Annotated in this window: 19 protein-coding genes, 1 tRNA gene and 1 pseudogene; 7 read left to right on the top strand and 14 right to left on the bottom strand. The window is 38.4% G+C overall.

Going from position 1 to position 22,864, the window contains the following annotated elements; all coding sequences use genetic code 11:
- Positions 1–32 precede the first annotated feature (32 nt).
- Positions 33–371, top strand: coding sequence for a P-II family nitrogen regulator (locus I4641_RS01370; protein WP_229638627.1), 339 nt, complete (start codon positions 33–35; stop codon positions 369–371).
- A gap of 36 nt (positions 372–407) precedes the next feature.
- On the opposite strand, the gene I4641_RS01365 is transcribed toward I4641_RS01370, so the two are convergent.
- From I4641_RS01365 to I4641_RS01350, 4 genes are all read right to left on the bottom strand, one after another.
- Positions 408–2,675 (bottom strand): transglycosylase domain-containing protein, encoded by a 2,268-nt coding sequence (locus tag I4641_RS01365; protein ID WP_229638626.1) that lies wholly within the window; start codon positions 2,673–2,675, stop codon positions 408–410.
- A 162-nt stretch (positions 2,676–2,837) separates the two neighbouring features.
- Positions 2,838–3,758: a pentapeptide repeat-containing protein gene (locus tag I4641_RS01360; RefSeq protein WP_229638625.1), complete on the bottom strand. Its 921-nt coding sequence runs from the start codon at positions 3,756–3,758 to the stop codon at positions 2,838–2,840.
- Between the two features lie 296 nt (positions 3,759–4,054).
- Positions 4,055–6,754 (bottom strand): CBS domain-containing protein, encoded by a 2,700-nt coding sequence (locus I4641_RS01355; protein ID WP_229638624.1) that lies wholly within the window; start codon positions 6,752–6,754, stop codon positions 4,055–4,057.
- A gap of 6 nt (positions 6,755–6,760) precedes the next feature.
- Positions 6,761–9,343 carry a two-partner secretion domain-containing protein gene (locus I4641_RS01350; protein WP_229638623.1) on the bottom strand — a complete coding sequence of 861 codons (2,583 nt, stop codon included), beginning with the start codon at positions 9,341–9,343 and terminating at the stop codon, positions 6,761–6,763.
- Positions 9,344–9,464: 121 nt separating this feature from the next.
- On the opposite strand from I4641_RS01350, the gene I4641_RS01345 reads away from it, so the two are divergent.
- Entirely contained in the window at positions 9,465–9,923 is a 459-nt protein-coding gene (locus tag I4641_RS01345) for an ABA4-like family protein (protein WP_229638622.1), read from the top strand.
- 51 nt (positions 9,924–9,974) lie between these two features.
- Here I4641_RS01345 and I4641_RS01340 read toward each other — a convergent pair whose 3' ends face one another.
- Complete coding sequence (locus tag I4641_RS01340) at positions 9,975–11,753, bottom strand: FAD-dependent oxidoreductase (RefSeq protein WP_229638621.1); 1,779 nt, start codon at positions 11,751–11,753, stop codon at positions 9,975–9,977.
- Positions 11,754–11,970: 217 nt separating this feature from the next.
- Here I4641_RS01340 and I4641_RS01335 point away from each other — a divergent pair, with 217 nt between their 5' ends.
- Positions 11,971–14,379, top strand: coding sequence for a carotenoid oxygenase family protein (locus I4641_RS01335; protein ID WP_229638620.1), 2,409 nt, complete (start codon positions 11,971–11,973; stop codon positions 14,377–14,379).
- A gap of 139 nt (positions 14,380–14,518) precedes the next feature.
- Positions 14,519–14,896, top strand: a complete 378-nt coding sequence (locus tag I4641_RS01330; protein ID WP_229638619.1) for a cyclic nucleotide-binding domain-containing protein — start codon at positions 14,519–14,521, stop codon at positions 14,894–14,896.
- A 94-nt stretch (positions 14,897–14,990) separates the two neighbouring features.
- Here I4641_RS01330 and I4641_RS01325 read toward each other — a convergent pair whose 3' ends face one another.
- The 6 genes from I4641_RS01325 to psbH form a co-directional block, all read right to left on the bottom strand.
- On the bottom strand, positions 14,991–16,073 hold the full coding sequence (locus tag I4641_RS01325; RefSeq protein ID WP_229638618.1) for a coiled-coil domain-containing protein: 1,083 nt from the start codon (positions 16,071–16,073) through the stop codon (positions 14,991–14,993).
- A 65-nt stretch (positions 16,074–16,138) separates the two neighbouring features.
- Positions 16,139–17,107 (bottom strand): hypothetical protein, encoded by a 969-nt coding sequence (locus I4641_RS01320; protein WP_229638617.1) that lies wholly within the window; start codon positions 17,105–17,107, stop codon positions 16,139–16,141.
- Positions 17,108–17,334: 227 nt separating this feature from the next.
- Positions 17,335–18,702, bottom strand: a complete 1,368-nt coding sequence (locus I4641_RS01315) for a tetratricopeptide repeat protein (protein ID WP_229638616.1) — start codon at positions 18,700–18,702, stop codon at positions 17,335–17,337.
- Between the two features lie 106 nt (positions 18,703–18,808).
- Entirely contained in the window at positions 18,809–18,964 is a 156-nt protein-coding gene (locus I4641_RS01310; RefSeq protein WP_229638615.1) for a hypothetical protein, read from the bottom strand.
- The gene (locus I4641_RS01305; RefSeq protein ID WP_263858083.1) at positions 18,957–19,241 is read right to left on the bottom strand and encodes a TatA/E family twin arginine-targeting protein translocase; all 285 of its coding nucleotides are present in this window, start codon (positions 19,239–19,241) and stop codon (positions 18,957–18,959) included. Before I4641_RS01305 ends, I4641_RS01310 begins: the two co-directional genes overlap by 8 nt.
- 114 nt (positions 19,242–19,355) lie before the next feature.
- Positions 19,356–19,559, bottom strand: a complete 204-nt coding sequence (gene psbH, locus I4641_RS01300) for a photosystem II reaction center phosphoprotein PsbH (protein ID WP_229638614.1) — start codon at positions 19,557–19,559, stop codon at positions 19,356–19,358.
- Between the two features lie 83 nt (positions 19,560–19,642).
- On the opposite strand from psbH, the gene psbN reads away from it, so the two are divergent.
- Positions 19,643–19,774, top strand: a complete 132-nt coding sequence (psbN, locus tag I4641_RS01295; protein WP_229638613.1) for a photosystem II reaction center protein PsbN — start codon at positions 19,643–19,645, stop codon at positions 19,772–19,774.
- Between the two features lie 165 nt (positions 19,775–19,939).
- On the opposite strand, the pseudogene I4641_RS01290 reads toward psbN, so the two are convergent.
- Positions 19,940–20,191, bottom strand: a pseudogene (locus I4641_RS01290) (ATP-binding protein); the annotation flags it as partial.
- Positions 20,192–20,330: 139 nt separating this feature from the next.
- A tRNA-Ile gene (locus I4641_RS01285) sits at positions 20,331–20,403 on the bottom strand.
- Positions 20,404–20,496: 93 nt separating this feature from the next.
- Between I4641_RS01285 and I4641_RS01280 the strand changes: the two genes are divergently transcribed.
- Together I4641_RS01280 and I4641_RS01275 are read left to right on the top strand one after the other, a co-directional pair.
- Positions 20,497–20,751 (top strand): hypothetical protein, encoded by a 255-nt coding sequence (locus I4641_RS01280; protein ID WP_229638611.1) that lies wholly within the window; start codon positions 20,497–20,499, stop codon positions 20,749–20,751.
- A 56-nt stretch (positions 20,752–20,807) separates the two neighbouring features.
- Positions 20,808–22,127: a hemolysin family protein gene (locus I4641_RS01275; RefSeq protein ID WP_229638610.1), complete on the top strand. Its 1,320-nt coding sequence runs from the start codon at positions 20,808–20,810 to the stop codon at positions 22,125–22,127.
- Between the two features lie 15 nt (positions 22,128–22,142).
- Here the strand turns inward: I4641_RS01275 and I4641_RS01270 are convergent, their stop codons facing one another.
- On the bottom strand, positions 22,143–22,697 hold the full coding sequence (locus tag I4641_RS01270) for a pentapeptide repeat-containing protein (RefSeq protein ID WP_229638609.1): 555 nt from the start codon (positions 22,695–22,697) through the stop codon (positions 22,143–22,145).
- Positions 22,698–22,864: the final 167 nt, after the last annotated feature.

Below are 22,864 nucleotides of genomic sequence, written 5' to 3'. Positions count from 1 at the left end.
AAACTTTTATAGTAAAGACAGGAGATTGCAAATTGAAAAAGATAGAAGCTATTATCAGACCTTTTAAACTGGATGAAGTCAAAATTGCTCTAGTTAACGCTGGAGTCGTTGGGATGACGGTTTCTGAGGTGCGTGGTTTTGGTCGTCAAAAAGGACAAACCGAACGTTATCGTGGTTCGGAATATACAGTAGAGTTTTTACAAAAGCTCAAAATTGAAATCGTGATCGAAAACGATCAGGTTGAGATGGTAGTGGATAAAATTATTACTGCTGCCCGTACTGGAGAGATTGGCGACGGTAAAATCTTTGTTTATCCTGTAGATCAAGTTGTCCGTATTCGTACGGGAGAGAAAAACTTAGAAGCAGTTTAAATTCCTCTTAGTCCCCCAAATTTGGGGGACTTTTAGTTAATTGCTGACAACTTGCTTCATATATTTACCCCAAAGGGTTGCTGCTTGATAGCTACTGCCCCTGGTGGGGGAATTATCGTCATTACCCAGCCAAACTCCCGTGACATAGTCATAATCTTTGATGGGAGCATAACCAATAAACCAAAGATCGACATTTTTGTCAGTTGTGCCAGTTTTCCCTGCTTCTCCTCGATCTATATATGCAGCTTTGCCCGTACCTTCTTCTACTGCTTCTTTAAGCATCTTAGTCAGTTCGTCCGTAACGTCTTGGGAAATAACATCGCGGTAGGTTTCCTCGTCGTCGTCGAAAACATAAATTTCACGACAGGTATTACGATCGCCAGATTTTTGGCAATCACTGCCATCTAAAATGCGATTAATAGCGTGGGGTTTATTCCAAATTCCATCATTAGCGATGGTGGCATAAGCACCAGTCATTTCTAAAACGGTGGTTTCGCTTTGTCCAATTACCAATCCTGGAGCTTCTGTTAGAGGAGACTTTATTCCCAAACGTTGTGCCACATCAATGACTTTTTTCAAACCGACTTCTTCGGCTACTCTCAAGGCGGTAACATTTTCCGATTGAGCTAACCCACGATACATGTCAATATCACCGCTACTACGCTCGCATCCTCGATATTGCTGCCCTTTCCAAGAAAAAGGAGCGCAAGAGTATTCCGTATCTGGATCGATGCCTTCTTCCAATGCTGCTGCGTAAGCAAATACTTTAAAAGTCGAGCCTGGCTGTCTTTTTGCTTGGACTACTCGATTAAATTGGCTTTGATTGAAGTTTACCCCTCCAGCTAGAGCGATAATATTGCCGTTGCGACTATCGAGGGTGACAACTGCACCCTGAGAATAGCCAAAGCGATCGCCATCGTTACTAATAGAATATTCCAATGCTGATTCGGCTTCAGCTTGTAGTTGGGGATTTAAACCCGTTTCTACGATGAAGTTGCCTTCTCGCGCTACATCCGAACCTAATAATGCTCCTAATTCGTTTAAGACATAGCTATAAAAATAAGGTGCAACTGTACTAGAAAAAGTTTGGCGGGCTTTGGGGCTGACTTCAATACGCGATCGCCTGGCTCGATCTGCTTCTGCCTCGTTTACCATACCTAGTTTGACCATGCGATCGATAATACGATTGCGCAAGCCTACTGCGGTATCGTAATCCTTAACAGGATTGTATAAATTGGGTGCAGGTAAAATAGCCACTAGGGTAGCAGCTTCAGAAAGATCGAGGTCGGCTGCGGATTTTTCAAAATAGAATTGGGCAGCATCTTCAAAGCCATAGCTACCTATACCTAAATACACTCGATTCAAATAGGTTTTGAGAATAAAATCCTTGCTATAAAAAGTTTCTAGCTTAAACGCCACCATCATTTCGCGAATTTTTCGTCCCGCCGTATTTTCTCTACCGACTTCAGGGAATAGACTACGGGCTAATTGTTGGGTCAGGGTACTCGCTCCTTGGCGCAATTCCGATGAAGTAAGATTAATTACTACTGCCCTGGTTACTCCAATAGGATCGACTCCAAAATGCCAATAAAAACGACTATCTTCCGAAGCAACTACGGCATCGGGTAAATAGGAGGAAAAATCTGAAAGTTTTTTTAGTTCGCGATGGGTATTATTGCGAGCAGTAGGATTAATAGTGGTTTTATTGTCACCCGAGTATACTACTACAGGTAAAGTTGATTCTTTGGGAATGGGATATACGGGTACTTTAAACCATTCAATACCCAGGATGAGGATTAATAAACCCAACATTCCTGCCATACCATAGAGAGAATAGCGAATCAAATACAACCAGAGTGGGGGAGGATTATAATAGCTTACTGTAACCCCCGCAGCTAGCTCTGGAGGCCCTAAAGTAAAGCTTTCGCCGTGAAAGAGAGAAAAGGTTTTAAAACGACGTTTCCCTCGATAAATGCCGTTGGTAGATTTTTCGTCTTGGATAATAAAAGAACGAGGTTTTTTGCGATTTCTTTTAATAATTAAATGAGTTTGACTGACTACAGGGTTGCGAATGCTAATATCACAACGAGAGCTACGCCCTAAAGTATAGCGATCGCCCGCTAATGGATAAGCTTGTTCTTTGCCGTTAGCCTCTTTGATGCGCAATTCTGGAGTTTGTTTGCCCGATTTGAAATTGCTGGAATTAAAATTTACTTTTGCTTGAATTGTTTGTACGGCTTGGGTAACAGCTTTGCTAATGGGAGATTGGGAGTTTTTACCATTAGAAGGAGGTTTGCTAGTCATTAAGTCATCTCGCAAAAAGAACGCTAAAAAGTTTTAAAATTTCTTAGATTAGATTGATTGTTTTGTATATTGTAAGAAATCCCATCACCAATTGATTTTGGCATTAAACTTTATATTTGTCTGTTGGGAGAAGTCACCTCAACTAAATTAAATTAAATCGAATTAAGGATGAATCGATCCATCGGGTAGAGTAGCACCCGTTAGTTTAACGGCGGTGAGCTTGACCATGATTTTTTTATTAAAACCAACTTTTGCACCACTCAAATCTGCACCACTCAAATCCGAGCCACTTAAATCTGCACCGATTAAATTGGCTTCTTTTAAATTAGCCCCTCTTAAGTTTGCTTGGAGTAAATTAGCTCCTTTGAGATTAGCTCCCTGAAGATTAGCTCCTTCTAAGATAATTTTATGCAAGAAAGTATCGCTCAAATCTGCATAGGATAAATTAGCCTGGGATAAATCTCTCCCCGAAAAGTCTCTTTCTTTAAAGTTGGATCTACTCAGATCCGCTCCCCGCAAGTCTTTATAATATGGTCTTTTATAGTTGTTTTCTGAGGTGCGACTCGCTGCGTAATTTTTACTAGATTCGCGAAAGTCTCGATCGCTATCTCTATTGTTAGAGCTTGGATTGTTAGGATTGTGGGGAGAATAGTAATATGCTCGATAGTCCCAAGGTTTTCTAGATTGATAGTCCGAAGATCGTCTAGAAGTAGTTTGAGAAGAGGTTTGTTGCCGATCGCTACTAGAGTAAGATTGATAGCTATTTCTTCTGGCGTAGCTTTCTCTATTTCGATCAGTATTGCGATCGCCATAATAGTCTTGGCGAGGATAGGTAGTAGATTTGGGTTGACTTTTAGCTGCTACTTTGCCGTTTTTTCGATGATAAGAGCGTAAAAAATCCCGTGCTTCGTTAATTTTCTGGAGCTTATCGACAGATTTCTGGATCAATCTTTCATTTTCTTGGGGAAGGCGATCGGGATGCCATATAAATACTAGGTCTTTGTAAGCTTGGTTAACTTCCTCTAAAGACGCACCTGGTTCTAATCCCAATACTTTATAGTGTTGTTCTAGATTTTGAATCACTATGGCAATCCTTCCTTTACTGCTATCTAAGTTTGACTTAAACTATCTGGATCTGATGGTGTCTAAATTTACTAATTAACGTTAATTTTAGAATGATTTTTCCCAAAACTGGAAGCCCTAATAATTTCTTATTATTATAGGCATTAGTTTATTTTATGTAAGCTTCTAAGTCGATTTGTAAACAAAAAAGCTCTCTTCAATCGATTATAGTTAGCCATGGAATAATCTATAAGTCTTTATTGCCCAACTAAAATACGGTTAACCCTAATTGTCTGAGAAAACGAGGAACGTCAACATTAATAATGTTCTAATACATATTTTTCGGCGGTAAGGCGATCGCGTATTTTGCCATCAAGAGTTGCAGCCAAAACATCGTCTAATATTTCTTTATATAGTTTTCCTGGTTTGAAACCCAGTTTTTTTAAATCATTGCCCGTTAATAGTGGTTTGACCTGAGATAATTTTGTGATGTATTGCCATAATATATGCCGAATATTTTTATCACCTCTGGCTGCAAATAAAATCAGTGTTAGGGGTTTATAAATCTGTAATAACTGATGAATTTGACTGGGCAATTGAGAATTTAATAGTTGGGGCGCAACTTCTGTTTCTAAGATTTCTAATTGCTGTAGTCTTTGCAAACTATCTTTGGGTAGTTGGAGATTTTCCGCCACTTCCAGTCTATCGAAAGGTGATAGATGGGCAATTAATATCTCTAGGCGAATTAACCACGGTTGGACGTTAGGAATATCTATATAAAACATCCAGCGAGATACACAGGTGACTTGCCATGCTAAAGCCTTGGTAAAAACCAAATCTTGATGCAAACAACTAAGGGCATTTAATTTAGCTAGTAATTTTAAAGCGGGTTTCCAATAGTTAGCCTGAAGAATATACTTTAATTCTGCCCGCAACCTGGTGGTGAGGGCTGGGGAAGCGCGATCGCTAATTCTTAATTCTTGATAGACACCGCTTTTAATTGCATAGTGAATATACTCTTCCGTTTGAGGTTCGATAGTAAAACCCAGACGTACGGCAAATCTAACCGCCCGATAAATACGAGTCGGATCTTCGATAAAACTATTAGGGTGTAGCACTCGAATCTGACGAGCCTCAAGATCGATTAAACCGCCAAAAAAGTCTAATAAATCTCCTTTACGGGAAAATTCACCCCGTTTAGGAGGTGTGAGACGTACTGCCAGGGCATTAATGGTAAAATCTCGACGATATAAGTCCTGACGGATAGAACTAGCTTCTACTTGAGGGTTGGCAGTAGGATAGGGATAAAATTCAGTGCGGGCAGTAGCAATATCTATTAATAGATTGCTAAATATAGGATCTTTATGCCAAGACAAAGCTGCTGTTTGAAATTCACCGTGTATAGATATGCTGACATCGGGATACATCTGTTGAATTACTGCTGCTAATTCTACCCCCGCGCGGTCGTCTGCCGAGCGATGAAAACCATCTACAACTAAATCTATATCCTGTAGTAATAGGGGATCGCTTTCATCAGTTAACAATACATCTCTAACCCCACCGCCGACTAAATAAAGATTCCAGCCTTTGGCTTGGGCTGCATCGGTTACTTTTTGCAACAATTGCCAAATGGGAGATTCTAAACGATTTTGTAGAGTGGGTAATAAACGAGTAGTTAAATTAGCTTTGCTTATGGTGTCGGTTATTTCATTTTGACCATCGTGTAACTGTCTTAAAACATCAGTACGAGTTACAATGCCAACTAAATCCCCCCCCTCAATTACGGGCAATCTACCCACGTCGTAAGTAACCATTAAAAATTGAATTTCTGGCAAGGTGGTGTTGGGAGTAATAGTCTTAAGATTGCGACTCATATAGCCTTTGATCGGAGCGTGACTAAAACCGTGATGAAGAGCTAAATCTAAGTCGCGACGAGAAATAATACCGACTAAGCGATCGCTTTTATCGACTACCGAGACTCCTGAATGACCGTAGCGAAATAAGATTTTTTGAGCCTGTTCGATGGTAGTATTGGGGCGAATTGTTCTGACGGGGGAAGACATCAAATCTCTAGCAGTGGGAGGATGGGGAATTTGCGATTCCAATTGAGTTATTAATTCATTAAATAGCTGCTGGGCATCATCGGTTTGAGTTGACATAGAAGCAGCCTGGGCATGTCCCCCACCACCAAAAGGCTTGAAAAGTTGATTGAGATTGGTTTGGGTTAAACGCGATCGCCCAATAACTACGAGTTTCTGACTCTGACTTTTTTGGTATTGATGACCCAAAAGCAAGACATCGCTTTCTGTTAGGTCGATTAGTCGGGCTGTTAAAGTAGCCAAGCCATTAACAAATTTATCTGTCTTCAACATTACCGAAGCAACAGCGTATCCTTGGATAGTTTTTCTATCTAATTGATCCAGGGCTTGTTTTAATAAATCCTGTAGTTGGGGTGATAATCCTGGTTCGACATATTCTGAGACAATTGAAATATTCGCCCCTTGTTCCATCAGCCAGGCGATCGCTTTAGCATCGCGGGGAGTACTTTGGTCGAAGGTAAGAGAGCCTGTATCGACATGGATACCTAACGCCATAGCCGTAGCTTCAAATGTGGTTAAGCTCAGATTATGTTCCTGTAATAATTCTGCGATATAAGTAGTTATCGCCCCCACTGCTTCGGTATGAATCTTTGTTACCGCAATATCGGATTTGAGATCGACATGATGGTCATAAACCTCAATATTCCCAACGTTGGGCAAATCAAACCAATCTGCTGCTGCCCCGAGGCGATCGCTTTTTTGAGTATCAACAATATAGATAGTCGAAATGGTTTCAGGACTAATACTACGCATTTCAGCAAAAGTAAACTCATCCTTATATAGTGCTAGAAAATTCTTGACCGCAGGATGCGCTCCTCCAGTTAGCACGATTTTTGCCCCAGGTTTGACCCGAGATAAACCAATTGCCGAACCCAAAGCATCAAAGTCTACGGTTTGATGACACAAAATTATATCCATATTCAATTATTCATTACCGATTACTCGTTTGGTGTTGCAATCAGGACGAGGTAATTCTGGTGACAGAGGAGCGATCGCGACGGGATTTGTGGTTAACACTATTTTTCCTTGGCGATCTTTAACCCATCCCCGAATCATTTCAACTTTTTTAACTTTCTCTGTTGCTTCTATTGATTCTATTGCTTGTCTGGAGGCTAATTGATCGTCATCAAAAAAACGTAAATCAGTCCAACTATCTTCTACGATTAAATCGCGATCGGGGGATACTGCTATTCCGCCTTTACCGACAAAATAGTATTCACTACCTACGCTGAGATTGCAAAAATTATTGCCGATCAAATTATTCTCATCGATCGCCTCGTAAGATTTATTAGTCGCAAAGTCAGACTCGTTGAAATTAGGAAAGTCAAAATTTACCGTACCATCTACGCCAAATTCAGAACTAGCATCAATATCATTACTGGAATTGGGAGGTTGGGATAAACCTTCTAGAACGCCGAAAATTCCATCCCCACCAATATTGATATTTCCCCCATTACCTCGAACAGCCGTAGCGAGAATATCGTTATTTTCATTGGGATTAGCAATCAAAAATTTAACTTCAATATCTAAATTTCCTCCATTGGCATCGCCAAAAGCCCGCGCGGATATCAGACTATTTTCCCTCAGAGTAAGACTGTCTTTTACATTTAATTCAATGTTGCCTCCAGACTGGAATTCTGTCCCAGCAGTGATGCTAGCAAAATTACTCAGATCGATCGTGTTAGCATTTACCCGCAAATTTCCTGGTATTCCCGTCCCAGAACCCCGAACGCTAAGGATAGCGCGATCGCTGATACTTAAGCTATCTGTACGAATAAATATATTACCTCCATTTCCACCATCATCAGTTTCGGCAGATATCAAACTAGGCACTCTATCATTAAACGGAGAAAAACCACTAATTTCAATTGATGCAGCTTCTATATCTATATTTCCAGCATTACCCACACTATTGCTAGAAGAGATAATTAGTCCCCCATTTTTAATAGTTAATCTGTCAGTATTAAGATTGATATTTCCAGCATCTCCTATTGCCACAGTATTGCTGGCAATATTACTACCTATCTCGCCAGTTTTTGATGTGGTACCCATTATTTCGATTGATTCGCTGGCGGTTATTTCCACATTTCCCGCATTACCGTCTAAGAAAGGAGCAGTAGCGATCGTCGCACCATCTCGCAAACTAATATTCTGAGTAATTATTTTTAGATCTCCGCCATCGGCATCACTAATGGATAAGACTTGTATTCCACTAGCTAAATTAATTTCAATTGCGGTGTCTAATCCAATTGAAGGCAAAACTAGATTTTCCGCATTTTCTCCTATGCCTAACAATGGTCTATTTCCTGCTAATTGAATCGAATCAGAAACTTGTATATTTAGATTGCCACTTTGTCCTAAGTTTTTTTGCTCGGGTGAGAGAGCTAAGGTTTGTAATGAGATTGAACTACCATCAACTAACTTTAAGTTTTGAGCGATAATTTCAACATTTCCTCCCTTCCCAGTGCCAATAGTATTGCTGGAAATCTGACTAGCAAATGGAAAAAAAATGTCTAACCCAGCTAATAATGAATCTAATTTTGTACCTGTAAGATCGCTACCATTAATTTCCACTAAATCTGAGCCGCGAATTGTAATAGCTCCTCCATCCAAAGCACCTAAAGTATTGGATGTAATAGCCGAGCCATTGAAGAGTTGAATATTCCTACCTAAAATATTAATATCTCCCGCACCTTCTCCACTACCATCTACCGAAGCCACATTATTTAGTTTGATATCTCGAAATTGACTTACATTATCATAATTAGCCGTCCATCCTTGGGCAATAGACTCTAGAGGGACAAAACTGTTTTCGGCAACGCTACCTAATTCAATATTCCCTCCTGGAGCAGCGATCGCTCCTCCATCGAAAGTAATATCTCCTCCCAATAGTCCGAGAGTCTTACCTGGAAGGGTAGTGAGTCCTAATTTTATGCGTTCTTCTCCCGTAGGATCGAAACGACTGGGAATTGAAAAATTAGCTCGATTAGTAATGTTCCCTGGGTTGCTGCCAAACTGTAACCCCAAAGGTACGGTTACTGTTAACAATGTTTCGGAATTATCTAACTTAGTGCTAAACTCTATACCATCTTCAAAGACCAAACTTTCGGCAGTCGTACCAATAAAAGAACCACCAATATTTAGGCTGGCATTTTCCCCAAAAATAATGCCGTTAGGATTTAGTAGAAATAAATTAGCTGTTCCGTTGCTGCCAATTAAACCATCAATGTTGGAAATAGAAGAACCCGTTACGCGAGTAATAATGTTTTCAACTGTCAGGGCATTATTGAAAAACGCCGAACCATTTGTCGGAATCGAAAATTCAGCAAAGCTATGAAATAAATTATTGCCTGTTTGCTCTCCTCCATTAATGTTGAAGTCGCGGTTATTTTCAGTCTGTACTTCTGTAGAGAGAGAACTATCTTCAATTACTTGAGCTTGAATTGAAGAGGGAATGCCAAGCAAGATGCCAGGAATAATAGTAAAAAACAATGGTTTAAAGTTCATCTTCAACCTATACAAATAGCCCACTTTTATCTTAAATGGTTACTGCCATAAATTGAGTCAATATTTATAATAAAATTACCATCAAACAGCTTTTTTTGGTTATGTTATCGAGGTTTAACTTATGAGTTTTTCTCAATTATTTGATATTTCAATTTTTTATGCTACATCTTTTTGGATTTTAATTATTTTTCTTCCTAATTGGAACATTACCCAAAAAATAATGAAGTCTTATCTACCTTTTATACCTTTAATTATTTTGTATGCTTATTTCTTTTTTGCTTCATTTAGTTTAGAAACTGCCTTGGCTTTTGCTGCTCCCAAACTAGATGTATTTGCTAAAACTTTATCTCAAGAAGGTTCGGCAGCATCAACGTGGGTTCACTTTTTAGTGGTTGATTTATTTTTAGGAAGATGGATCTATTGGCAAGGACAAGAGAAAAAAATCTGGATAATTCATTCTTTATTTCTCTGTCTCTTTTTTGCTCCTCTTGGCTTGTTGTCTCACATTATTACGGATGCGCTTTCTAGCAATAATAATAATGATGATGATTTGGATAAAGAAGATTTAGAAAAAACATAATTGAGTTTAAAGGCGATCGCGGGCGCATTAATTTACGCCCTAATTAGCAGATTAAATTACTGATACATAAGGGCCAACAACATTATCTTGAGCCGCAATTATGCCTACTGCAATCCCCGCAACAGCAGCAGATTGACCCATTAAGTTACCGCCAGGATAAACTTGACCAGGGCGATTGGCAAATCCATCTTTACCCTGGAGGGCTACCCAGTCTCCCGCTACTACTAAATTAGTAATGTGGGGTTCGGCAAAAAATGGCGCAGGGCGATCGCCTTGTCCGACTTGAAAGCCTGTAAAGTTAAAATAGCGACCGATTTGTAATCCGCCATCTTCCACGGGAGTAGCATCTGCTAGTTTGGATAAACCATCGATATCCCGCAATTCTTCTTTGATAGCATTCCATAATTCTGCATCGGATAATTGCAAGATTAATTGCCATAATTCTTCGTCAGAGCAATTTTTCACCTTCTCTTTTAAACCGTCATACTTTCTGGCTAAAGTAGGGCCTAAATCATAAGCGTGGACTTCGATCACCCATCGATCTTCCCCCGCAGGGGCAGCTTTGACCCAAGTTGTATCACTTTTTTCGGTTTTGTGTGCTTGGAATACTAAATCTACTGGTTGATTTTCGGGAGTTTCGATCACGTCGGGGCGATCTGGGTTTTCTGGTTTGCCTAATAGGTAAGCGCGAGCGACTACATAGGGAGGTGCGGTACGCAATTTATTGACGATCGCTCTAACTGGTTCTAAAGTGGCAGTGGTTTGGGGTTCTTCTTGTTCTGTGGCTGCAAAGATTTCTTTCGTGCCTCTAATATCTGTTGCCAACACTAAATAATCTAAGTCTGCACTTTCTTCGTTGGTGAAATCTAAACCAGTAACGCGATGATTATCTAGTTTTAAACTATTAACTCGATAGCCTAAATGGATCTTGACTCCCAATTCTGCCAAGCGATCGCCGAAGGGCTGCATAATGGAGGTGTAATGGTTATCTGTTGGCACTACTCGCAACATCGCATCGGGTTTGCGAATAAAGAAAGTCCACATTAAATGGAGTGCTTGGGCTGCACTAATATCTTCGGTGCGATTGAGGCTAACAGTAAGTACGGTTTTAATAAAAGTATCAAAGAAAGGCTTGGCAATTTTTCCTTGGGAATATTCCACCATAGTTAAGCTGTCAAACTTTTGAAAGACACTTTCATGGTTGTAGAAAAACAGCGGAATCATTCCTGGCGCGCTTTTAATCGCATCCCACATGGTAACATTCGGCGATCGCCAGACGATACCCAGCATATTTAATAAATGGGCGTTGGGTTTTGCTTCTAGGACTTCTGGTTCGTAGTTTTCAAACTCTAGTAATACCTCGTCTACTGGTTCAAAATAACGATCTGCCCCTACTTCTTCGATCTTTTGCATCAAGTAATCATAGACATTATGAAAAAAATGATGCAAACCATGTTCCCAAAAACCCGAAGGGGAATCATCACTGGGTTTTGCCCCCAATCTCCCCCCAATAAAGTCCGTTGCTTCGTAAATATCTACTTCGTAACCCAGTTTGACCAATTCTAAAGCAGCGATTAACCCGCTTAATCCTGCCCCGACTACTCCAACTTTTTTATGTACTCCTGGGGGTAATGCTTTGAATCCTTTTGTTACGGGAGGTTCGACCATTCTACCGAGATCGGTTAATAAAAACGGTGGAAACCCGCGAAAAGCTTTATTTAGCTTGAGCAATACCTTCTCGACTGATGGTGGAATGCCTTTGTTTCTAGCAAAAAGAGTAACATTACTTTGACCGCCCCAAGCGGTACTCTGGGATTGCTGCTGCACCATGATTATAAGTAGTTAGATTGATATGTCTGCTATTTTCGTATGTTAATCTACATATGTATTTTTTGGTGTTTATATACACAGTCTGGTAATTTTTGATCGCCCTAGATATCAATTTTTATTACAATAGGTGCTTTTTTGCATAAGCGATCGAGTCTATACCCTAGTAACAAGAATAGTGTGAGATTTTAGTTGTCAATATTTTCTATCAGGTTAGATCGTGACTAATACCCCTTTAGAGACTTCCAATACCAATAATATTCCACCTGTTTACCCTTCGAGATTTCCTCAAACCGTTGTTTCGGTAAGCAGAAAGGAGTTTATCAACCCGATTCCTCTGACAGTTAGAGATGCAGCGGGAAATGTCACTACTCTCCCCGACGATCTGACAGGTCACTATTTTATGGTTAGTCCTGTGGGTTCGCCCAATTCTTCTCGGGTAGACAATAACGATGATGTGGTTTGGGTCAGCAAAGATGGCTGGACTGCTTTGTATAACGGCGATGGCATGGTATATCGTCTGAGTTTTACTGAGAATCAAGCTAGCTTGAAAACTCGTATCATGAAGCCACCCTGTTATTATGCTGATTTGGCTACCTCCGATCCTAGCAAGCAAAATCTATACGGCAGCTTGAGATTTAATAATTTGGGTATATCTCGGGGTTCGTTTAATAAACTGGGGATTCGCAATCAATTAAATACGGCATTTGTGCCTTTTAAACTAGCAGACGACGAAAGCGAACGTTTGTTGGTGACTTGGGACGTGGGTAGACCTTATGAAGTCGATCCAGAAACCCTAGAAACCCTAACCCCTGTAGGAGAAAATGAAGACTGGCAGGATTTGCTACCCGATCAGCAACCAATTCCCTTTAAGAACTTGATGAGTTCGGCACATCCCGTCTTCGATCGCGATGCGGAAAGGTTTTATACCCTCAATGTGGGCAAGTCTTTATGGACGATGTTTGCTTTGCCCAGATCCCTTAAACTCAGGTTAGGAGAGAATTGGCAAGCTTTAAAACCAATTATCGATGATATTTGGCGCGATAAAGACCTCAGTTTTACCCAGAGTTTTCAAAATATTTTAATTTTGATCTACACGATTATTCTATTCTCTCTCCAGCTTGTGACTTGGTTTTTGCGAGGAATAGTGCAAATAGCGAGATTGTTCCGAGGGGGTTATGATTTTGTTCTCTTGCATTGCTGGGATGGTACAAAAGTCAAAATAGCAAAAACCTGGAATGTGGTTTTACCTTGTAATAAACCTCTGAGAATCGATCAAACAGTGCATCAGATGGGGATTAGTAATAACTATATTGTATTTGCGGAAACATCATTTAAGTTTTCTCTAGAAAATACGATGCCGTTTGCTAAAAATCCGACTTTGAGTTCTTTAATCGTCTTTATAACGGACTTTCTTAACTATCCTCAATATCCCAGTACTAAGCTCTATATTATCGATAAAAAAGATTTGGATTTAGATGAAAATTTTACACCCCAGCCAAATCGCCTCTTTTTCCCAGATCGCTTTAAACATCTCGCTAAAGTCGTTGCCACTCCCGTAGAAATTGCCCCCGAATTTTCTCATTATGTGGTCGATTACGACGATACAGGCGATCGCCTGATTATTTATGCTGGTCACTTAGCAGCCTCGGATATTGCCGAGTATATCCGTATTTACGATCGCTCTGCTTATGACGATCGCGATCGAGACGATCTAGACGATATTTATGACGATCCAGACCTAACTTCTCGCTTGCAACAGTTGGCAGGAAATATTGTCAGTCCCACGGATATCAGTCGTTTGGGACGCTTGGAAATCGATGCCAAGACAGGAAAACTAATCGACCATCAAATGTTCCCCAATTTAGATAATAGGGATGAAATTAATCAACAAATTACCGACTGGAAAAAAGATCGCCTTAACAATCAGATCGATCCTAAATATTTGCTTACTTGGTCTACGGCTTTTTATGTTTATCCCGATCGACGACCAACCCGAAATCTCACCGATATTTTTTGGAATAATTGGGGTGCTTGGCCAGATACCTTAACCACCAGGACTTTGGGAGCTTATGAAGACTATGCTAATCGTATTGTGGAGACAGATAAAGTCAAAGATTTGATCTATGATGGAGTCCCTTCTAGTTTGTGCCATCTGCAAGTTATCAAAAATGGCGATGAGACAACCATTCAGTTAAACGAAAATAACTTTTATCAATTTGATAAGCGCAATTTGGGTACTTCGGCACAATTTATTCCCCGTCCTAACAAAGAAGATCAAACCGACGGTTATATCGTCTGCGCGGTATTGACCAGCGATCGCCTTTTATCCCAATCTACAGACCCCAATAACGATCCGCAATGGTCGCAAAACAGCGAAATTTGGATCTTTGATGCTCAAGAATTAAACCAAGGTCCTTTATATAAATTAAGCCACCCCGAACTCAATATCGGCTTCTCTTTCCACACTACTTGGCTGCCAGAAGTCCAGTCTCCTAAGCGAAAATTAACCTATGAAGTAAAAAAAGATTACGATACTCTAGTCGAAACCCTCAGGAAGAATCAATCGGATCTCAGTATGGAAATTCGTCGGTTATTTGATGAAGAAATTTATCCTAATTTTGAATAAATTTACTGGTTTTTTTCCAAATGTTTTAACCTTTTGTTAACCTAGTCTTTATCTAAATAAAATGCTTACCTCGATCAATAAATAGCAAATAGCAGGAAGGGTAGGCATTACAGTCAAATACCAATGAGGAGACTAGGTTATGCTATCACCCGTAAAAACCGTTGAAATATTTCAAACATCCCCGAGTCCCCAAACTTTTGCACCAGGAGAGGTTATTTTTGCCGATGGTGATTCGGGAGATGTAATGTATGGTTTGGTAGAAGGAGAAGTCGAAATTACAGTCAACGGCAAAGTTTTGGAAACCATCCATCAGGGAGATATCTTTGGGGAAGGTGCTTTGGTGCATCTAGATAGTAAAAGAGCTAGTACGGCGATCGCTAAAACAGAATGTAAGTTAGCGTTAATGGAACGAAAACACTTTTTGTTTGCGGTGCAACAAACCCCCATGTTTGGTTTAGAAATAATGCGTAGTTATAGCGATCGCATTCGCCGTTTGAGACAATCGGTAGTGAGCTAATAAATAAGTAAGAAAGTAGGGACAAAAAATTAATTTATCCCTACACACCCTAGAAAGTTGAATATTTAAGCTTTAATTATTCAAAGAAAGCAATTTATTTACCTTTGCTTTGAGTCTTGGCTTGTTCCATCGCGATCGCTTTCATGGCTTCAAAAGAATTGCGATTTGACGAACCTTCAATTGCTTTGACTGCTAAATCTTGGACTTGTTGTAGAGAAGCATCTAACTGTTGGGATAATTTTCTAATTCTGCTTTCTTGATGTTCGATTGTTTGTTCTAAAGAATCAATTCTTAGTTGATAGTTTCTGGTTTCTCCTTGAATTTCTTTGGCTCGAAGATCGGCTTTGATTTTAGCTTGATAATTACCAATTCCCTTTCCTTCTTCATTAGCTTGTTTGATTTTTGCCCGCAGTTGTTCTTCAAAGGCTACAACTTTTTCTTGAGCAGTACTATATTCTTGTTCTAGTTTGGCAATTTCTGCTTCTTTTTCTTGCCATTGTTTTTCTAATATTTTACGACTCGACTCTAATTCTTGTTGGCGTAATTTTGTTTGTTGATTATATTCTTCTTCATCCAAATCTCTTGTTAGATCTAAGTTATATTCATACTCTTCTTTCTCTCGTTGTTGTGCCTTGCGATATTCTTCATTTCTCGTCTTAACAAATCTGCTGTGAGTTTCTTTCTCTTTTGCCCAAGCTTGTTTAAGAGTTTCAATTTCTTGGCGATCGCTTTCTTGTTGCTGATTCAATTCTTCAGCGAATTTTTTAGAGTCTGCTTGATATTTTTTAATTAAATCGTCAATAGTTGATTCTGTAACTTTTTCTAATTTATGTAGTTCTATTAATTCTAATTTTTCTAAAGTGATCGCATTTCTGACAGTTTCTAGTTGGGTTGCTTCTACAATTAAATGTTCTGATAAATTACTAACTGCTCCACCAAAACTACTTTGAATTTCTGCCAAAGCTTGAATTGTATTAGAAATACCTTTAGTACTATTGCTATTTATATTAACTGTTGGGATTGATTTTCTGACTATATCTTGAGTCGTATTTTTATTAGTAATAGGATTAACTTTTGGAGAATTTTTAAGTTGAGATTCCAAACTTTTCTTTTGTTTGTCCAACTCTTTATATGCCGCTAAAATTTCTGCCTTGGTACTTTTAGAATTAATTGTCATGATGTTTTATTAGTTATTGGTAATTGGTTATTAGTTATATGCGTAGCGGTATCCTTTAGGATTAGTTATTGAAAAGCTTGCATTGCTAAATTTTGGGCTTGAGTATTAACTTCTTGTAATTGAGCCGTAATTTCAGTGATTTGTTGTGTCTGTCTTTCTATTACTACTGTTAAAGATTCAATTTTTAGTTCGTAGCCTTGCTGATTTCCAGACCATTCTTTTTCTTGTAATTCTGCTTCTACTTTATATTTATTATCTGCTTCTTTAATAGCATTCCCTTTCGCTTTATTATATTCTTCTTTCAACTTGGCTTCAAAGCCATCAATCTGTTCTTGATTTTTAATAAACTCTGGTTTATTATCTGCTAAGTATTTTTCTCTTTCCGCCCAATCTTGCGAATTAACGGCTTCTTGTTCTACCAATTCCCTAGTTTGTAAACGTTGGCTTTCTTCGTATTCATCATTTTCAATAGTTCGTTGACGATCTAATTCATATTGATAGTCTGCTTCTTCTTCTTCTCTTTCTTTAGCTAATAACTCGGCTGACTCTTTGACCCTAACTTCAAATTCATCTTGTTCTTTTTTCCAATATTTTTTACTCTGGGCAACCTCTTGTTCGATAGTTTCTTTCTCTTGACTTGTTTTAGCTTGTAGAGATTCTATTTTTTCTTGATGTTCTAGATTTAAAATATGTAGGGCATCGGCAACCAATCGAACTTGATTGAGTTGTTGTAAATATTCTTGCTCTACAGCGATCACTTTTTGTAATTCATCTAATTTATTTGACTCAATAGTTAAGTTGTCGGCTAATCCATTAACCGCACTGCCAAAACTTAATTGCAAAGAAGCCATACCATTAATAATATTATCAGCGGTATAATTAACTGTCTTTTTTAATAGCTGTTGATTTTTGTTTTTTTCTGCTTCTTCTTCTTTTGTCGCTATTTTAGATTCACTTATTTGATACTGATTCAACAATCGATCGAATGCTGCCAAAATAGCATCTTTGTTATCTCTTGCGTTGGCTTGGCTCATAATCTTCCTTGAGAATAATCAATGGTTTTAAGTTTTGTAAGTCTTATGGTGAGGTAGATCCACAAGACTTGACACTTTTTTAATTGATTTTTAAATCAACACTGAGGTTATCATAACTAAAATTGATTTTTAAGTCAACTATTTTTGTTGATTTTTTCGATCGCGCCAAATTAGAGTTAGAGTTTGAATATATAGCAATACTGATACCACTTTGGGTATATCGATAATTATCCTACAGCTTGTTTGATGCTATACAAGTTTTGGATTTTTGCCGTTATTTGTTTGGCGATCTTATTTTTACCTTGTTTTCCAAATAAATTGGCAGCTAGAGATAAATCTTTAATCGATTTATCTGGTTCTTGCAAGATATGATATACCAATCCTCGGTTATAGTAAGCGTCACTATAGTCAGGATCGTAGAAAATAGCTTGAGTATAATCGGCGATCGCTTTTTGATATTCCTGTAATTGTTTGTAAGCATTGGCTCGATTATTATAGATCGAGGCTGATTGAGGGGTAATAGCTACTGCGCGATCGTAGTTAACGATCGCTTCTCGATATCGAGCCAGACAACTATAAGTAACTCCTCGATTATAAAAAGCATTACTATGGTTGGGATTCAACTTAATACAGCGATCGTATTCTATTATCGCCTGTTGGTATTTTTGCAGAAAATTGTAAGCATTGCCACGATGATAAAAAGCATCTTCATTATTGGCATCGAAGTCGATGATGCTCGAATAATCAGCGATCGCCCTAGAATAGTCTTTTAATCTACCATAAATATTGGCTCTATCTTGATATGCCGAGATTAATTGTGGCTTGAGACGAATCACTTCACTATAACTAGCAATAGCATTGCTATAGTCTTTTATATTTTGATATTCAGTACCCTGATTATAAATTGATTGCCAGTCTTGAGGATCTAGCAAAATAGCCTGACTGTAGTCAATAATGGCATTGTGATGATATCCCAGGATGGAATTAGCATTCCCTCTGGCATTGTATGCCTTGGCGCAGTCGGGATCTAAACGAATGACTTCGCTATAATCGGCGATCGCTCGTTGATAATTTTCTAAAAAACTGAAAAGGTTGCCCCGATGATGATATGCTGCTGCGTTATCAGGACTTAATTCGATAACTCTATCGAATCCACTTAATGCTGGTAGATGTTCCCCCAAGATATTATAGGTACAAGCAAGATTGTAATAAGCTTGAGTGTAATTAGGGGCGAGTTCGATCGCTTGTTGAAAATCGGCGATCGCTTTATCGTAATTTTTCAAAATTCCATAGGCATAACCCCGACTGCGATATGCTTTAGCTAATTTAGGAGCAAGACGAATAGCTTCGGTATAGTCAGCTATTTCTAGGCTAAATTGCTTCATCTCGCCCCTCGCATACCCCCTAATCAGATAAGTCCTCGTATCTTGAGGATTTAGCTTGAGTACGGTATTAAAATCCTCAATCGCCTTCGGATAATCTTCTAGCTTGAGATAAGTTTTACCTCGCTTATAATAGGTATCTATTAAGTCTCGATCGTATTTTGCGATCGCATTACGATAAATTTTATCGGAGTTGGTTTTTTCCGCCTTCATAGTACTTGAAAATTGACAATTATATTAGAGCTTTTTTCTTAACCAAAAGAAATAGCAACTAGGGCGACATAATTTTAATAACAAGCAATTTATTGCCGATTAATTGTTAATTGTCAATCAATATCCACTCGATATAGGCGAAAATTGCTACATTAACGATTATTAAACCACAACTAATAGGAAAATAATCTGTAACTAAGTTGACAGATAGTACGGGAGTCGAGAAAGCCAACGCGGTTTTACCCGTTGGAGCGTCAATCAACTACCTTTGATGATTCTGTCGTAGCAGAAATATCCGTTTGCTCTGAAGTTTTTGAGTCTCCTGCTGCTTCTAACTTCGCATTCATGGTGACGGATTCTTCAATTTTTTGCGCTTCTTTTTTAAATTCATTTTCAAATTCTTTAGAAGCATCTTGAAAACTGCGCAGGGTTTTGGCGACACTACGACCAATTTCAGGTAGCTTTTTAGGACCAAATACTAAAAGAGCAACAATAGTAATTAGAGCCATTTCTGGTAAACCAATGCCAAAAATGTTCATGATGCTGTATTCCCGTAATTTTAATAAGTTATATGAATATTGGTTCGATCCCCAATAAACCATAGGGTCGAACCAATTTATTAGCTATTTAGATATATCTTAAATCACACTTGTCTATCGACTTAATGTTCTCCAGTCAACATCAACTCCTTCTAATATTAAGGAAGAATTATAAAGTTGCAAAATAATCAAGAGGAAAACCAGGAATAGAGCCATAAAGACTCCCATTAACACAGTTGTTCCCCAACCAGGTGCTACTTTACCGTATTCAGAGTTTAAAGGTTTGAGAATATTTCCCAAACGAGTTTCTTGTGACATAGTCCAATAATGATGTTATATCGGGTTTTTCGTAATCTTCTGTAATATTATAGAGGAAGAGTAATCATAATTTAGATCAACTTATGGAACCCGCAATAGTTCTTAGCGTTAGTATAGGGGCTGTAGTAGTCGCTATCACTGGATATTCTATCTACACAGCATTTGGTCCTCCATCTGCTGATTTAGGAGATCCTTTTGAAGATCACGAAGATTAAAACAACGTAAGTTTCGCTCAAAGTGCAATTAATTGCTTGAGACTAATATTGGTCTAAAGCCTTGTTGTATTATTGATAGCCAAGCAAAATTTAAAACGTTATAAAAAAATTGTCAGGGGAAAACAAATTTGTCTACTCCTGACTTTTTAGTTAAATAAATATAGTATAGTAACCCGTAATTTTAAACTTATGTTGTTTGGCAGGTAGAATATATTTAGCGCGATCGCTTTTTGTGGGATTGGTATTATCAACAACCATTGATTGCTTTGCCTGCAAACAAGCATCGAATAACAACTTCTCTCGATGACGAGTCTTGAGCATATCTAAATTGAGCCGAATATGGCTGTTGGCAAACTTTTCTCGATAAAAAGAAGATTTTCCCGAAGCCTGCAATCCAACAAAAATTACAGCTTCCATTTTGTTCGCGATATCTAATTCTCAAATTGTCAATCTGTTTTATCAGATGCCCATTTCAAAAATACTTGACGAGAGGGTTAGCAAGTTTATAATTTATCCTATATATAGTTTATAGAATGGCGGAGCGAATCAGATCGAGTCCAGGGTGCAGGAGTTGAACCTGCCTTGCACAAATTATGAGTTTGTTGCCTAAACCGCTCGGCCAACCCTGGTTATTGGTTTTTTGCTCTAGTAGACCATTATATTAGTAAATCTCGTATCTTTGGCAAAAATAATCTTAAAAAATAATACACAATCAAGATTACATGAAAATAAGAGTTAATTTGTGGCTAACTGTTTTTTTATTTCTCATGATGCTCTCAGGAGGCATTGCTAGCTCTTATGTCGGCTATTTCATGGGTAGAGAAGCTCTTAAAGTAGTTACTCAACCCGATGTTAGCTCTGAAGATTTTAACAAAAATCAAAAACCTTTGGGGGGAGAACATAAAGGTTTAAAAATTATTAAAGAAAAGGATATTTTAATCAAAGTATATAACCAAGTTCATGCCGAGAATAAATGATAGATCGGCTTTTCACGCAATGATATTCAATATTTTTACTCATAGTTAGTTAACCAATGGCAGAACAAAATTTATTGTTGACTTTCATTGGTGTTTTCTTACTAATTGCGATTAATGCTTTTTTTGTGACCGCAGAATTTTCAATTGTTTCTGTACGTCGCTCTCGCATCAGTCAACTGGTCAAAGATGGAGATCTCCAGGCTCAAACTGTCCAGTCTCTTCAAAGGAGTATCGATCGCCTGTTATCTACCACTCAACTAGGTATTACTCTATCTAGTCTAGCTTTAGGATGGGTGGGAGAAAGAACAATGGCAACGGCGATTATTGCCCTAACGAAACAGCTATCTCTACCAGATTATTTATCTCAAGCGATCGCTCATTCTTTTACCTTACCCCTTGCTTTTATTATTTTGGCATATTTACAGATAGTTCTAGGGGAACTCTTTCCTAAATCTGTAGCGTTAATGTATCCCGAAAAAATCGCACGATTTTTTGGACCCCCTAGCTTAGCTATTGCTCGCATTTTTCGACCATTTGTGGCTATTCTAAATTTGTCTACTCGCTTGCTTTTAAAACTAGTAGGAATGGAATATAACAGTCAAGGGTGGTACGAACAACTCACTTCCGAAGAATTGCAACTGATTATTGCCACAGAAAAAGAATCCATTGGCTTAGAAGCAGAAGAAAGACAACTTTTAAAGAATGTTTTTGAATTTCGCGACGATACAGCCGAACAAGCAATGATTCCTCGGACTGATATTAAATTTCTCTCTCTAACTACTACTTTTGGCGAATTACTCGAAACTATCTGCGAATCTGGCTATTCTGGATATCCTGTTATTGGGGATTCTTTAGACGACATTCGCGGAATTATTCACTACAAAAAACTATCCAAACCTTTGGCAACAGGAGAATTAAACCGCGATTCTATTATCGAGCCTTGGGTCGAACAGGTAAATTTTATTCCTGAGTCTACATCCCTCAACGAACTTTTACCTTCAATGCAACAGTCTCATCAAAAAATGGTGATAGTAATCGATGAATTTGGCGGTACTTCAGGCTTAATCACGCTCCACGACCTAGTAGCAGAGATTGTCGGCGATGCAGGAAACGATCCCGACTCTGGCATTGAAGCCATCCAAAAATTAGACGATCGTACTTTTCTCGTCTCAGCTCAGATGAACTTAGAAGAAGTGAACGAACAACTAGAGTTAAGTTTACCCGTAGCTGATGATTACAACACTCTAGGAGGTTTTTTATTAGAGCAATGGCAAAAGATACCCCAACAGGGAGAAAAGCTAGAATACGGAGACCTTGGCTTCACTATTACCGTGGCTGACAGTAACCGCCTTTATCAAGTATTAATTCACTGTTAAATTACTAATTCATAATCATCGAATAACTGTCCCATCAGGCATAATTGCCCCTGTCAGAATTGTTTGACTGAGATCGACATGATCCAGACAAGCTTGAAATAGATTTGCTCCTTGTAGAAAGGCATTTTTGAGATTGGCATCAGTTAAATTTGCTTGTTGTAGATTGGCATCAATTAAATTTGCTTGTTGTAGGTTGGCTTTAAATAAAATAGACCCTTCTAGATTTGCCTCCCGCAAAAATGTTCTCTGTAAAATAGCACGACTCAAATTGGCTTTTTCTAATTGGGCTTTCCTTAAGTCAGCTTTATATAATAATGTTGACTCCATAGAAGTCAATCTCAAATTTGCTTGAGTTAGTTTGGCTTGACTTAAATTACTCAGATTTAGATTAGCCTGATAGAAATTTGCTTCTGATAAATTTGCTTGACTTAGATTGACTTCAGTTAAATTTGCTTGGCTGAGATCGATTTTAGATAAGTTAGTCTGTTTTAGAATTTCTTGAGCGAGATCGACTTGAGAGAAATTTCTTTTTCCTGCTCGATATTGTCTCAAAAGTTCTTCTGCATTCACGATCGTTTTCGATTGAACTAATAGTTAGTTAAAAATATCTGGTTTACATTTGTTTACAAACCCTATCAGGTTTTATAAGTTTAAATACTCAGATTAATGATGAATTAAGATTTTAATCGAATAAAAAAGCCTATTTTTTTAACATTTTCTTAAGAATGCGATCTTAT

It is taken from the genome of Waterburya agarophytonicola KI4 (assembly GCF_020640915.1).
Classification (GTDB): domain Bacteria; phylum Cyanobacteriota; class Cyanobacteriia; order Cyanobacteriales; family Xenococcaceae; genus Waterburya; species Waterburya agarophytonicola.
Note: the sequence above shows the minus strand (reverse complement) of the source record. Positions and strands in the feature narration are given on the sequence as shown.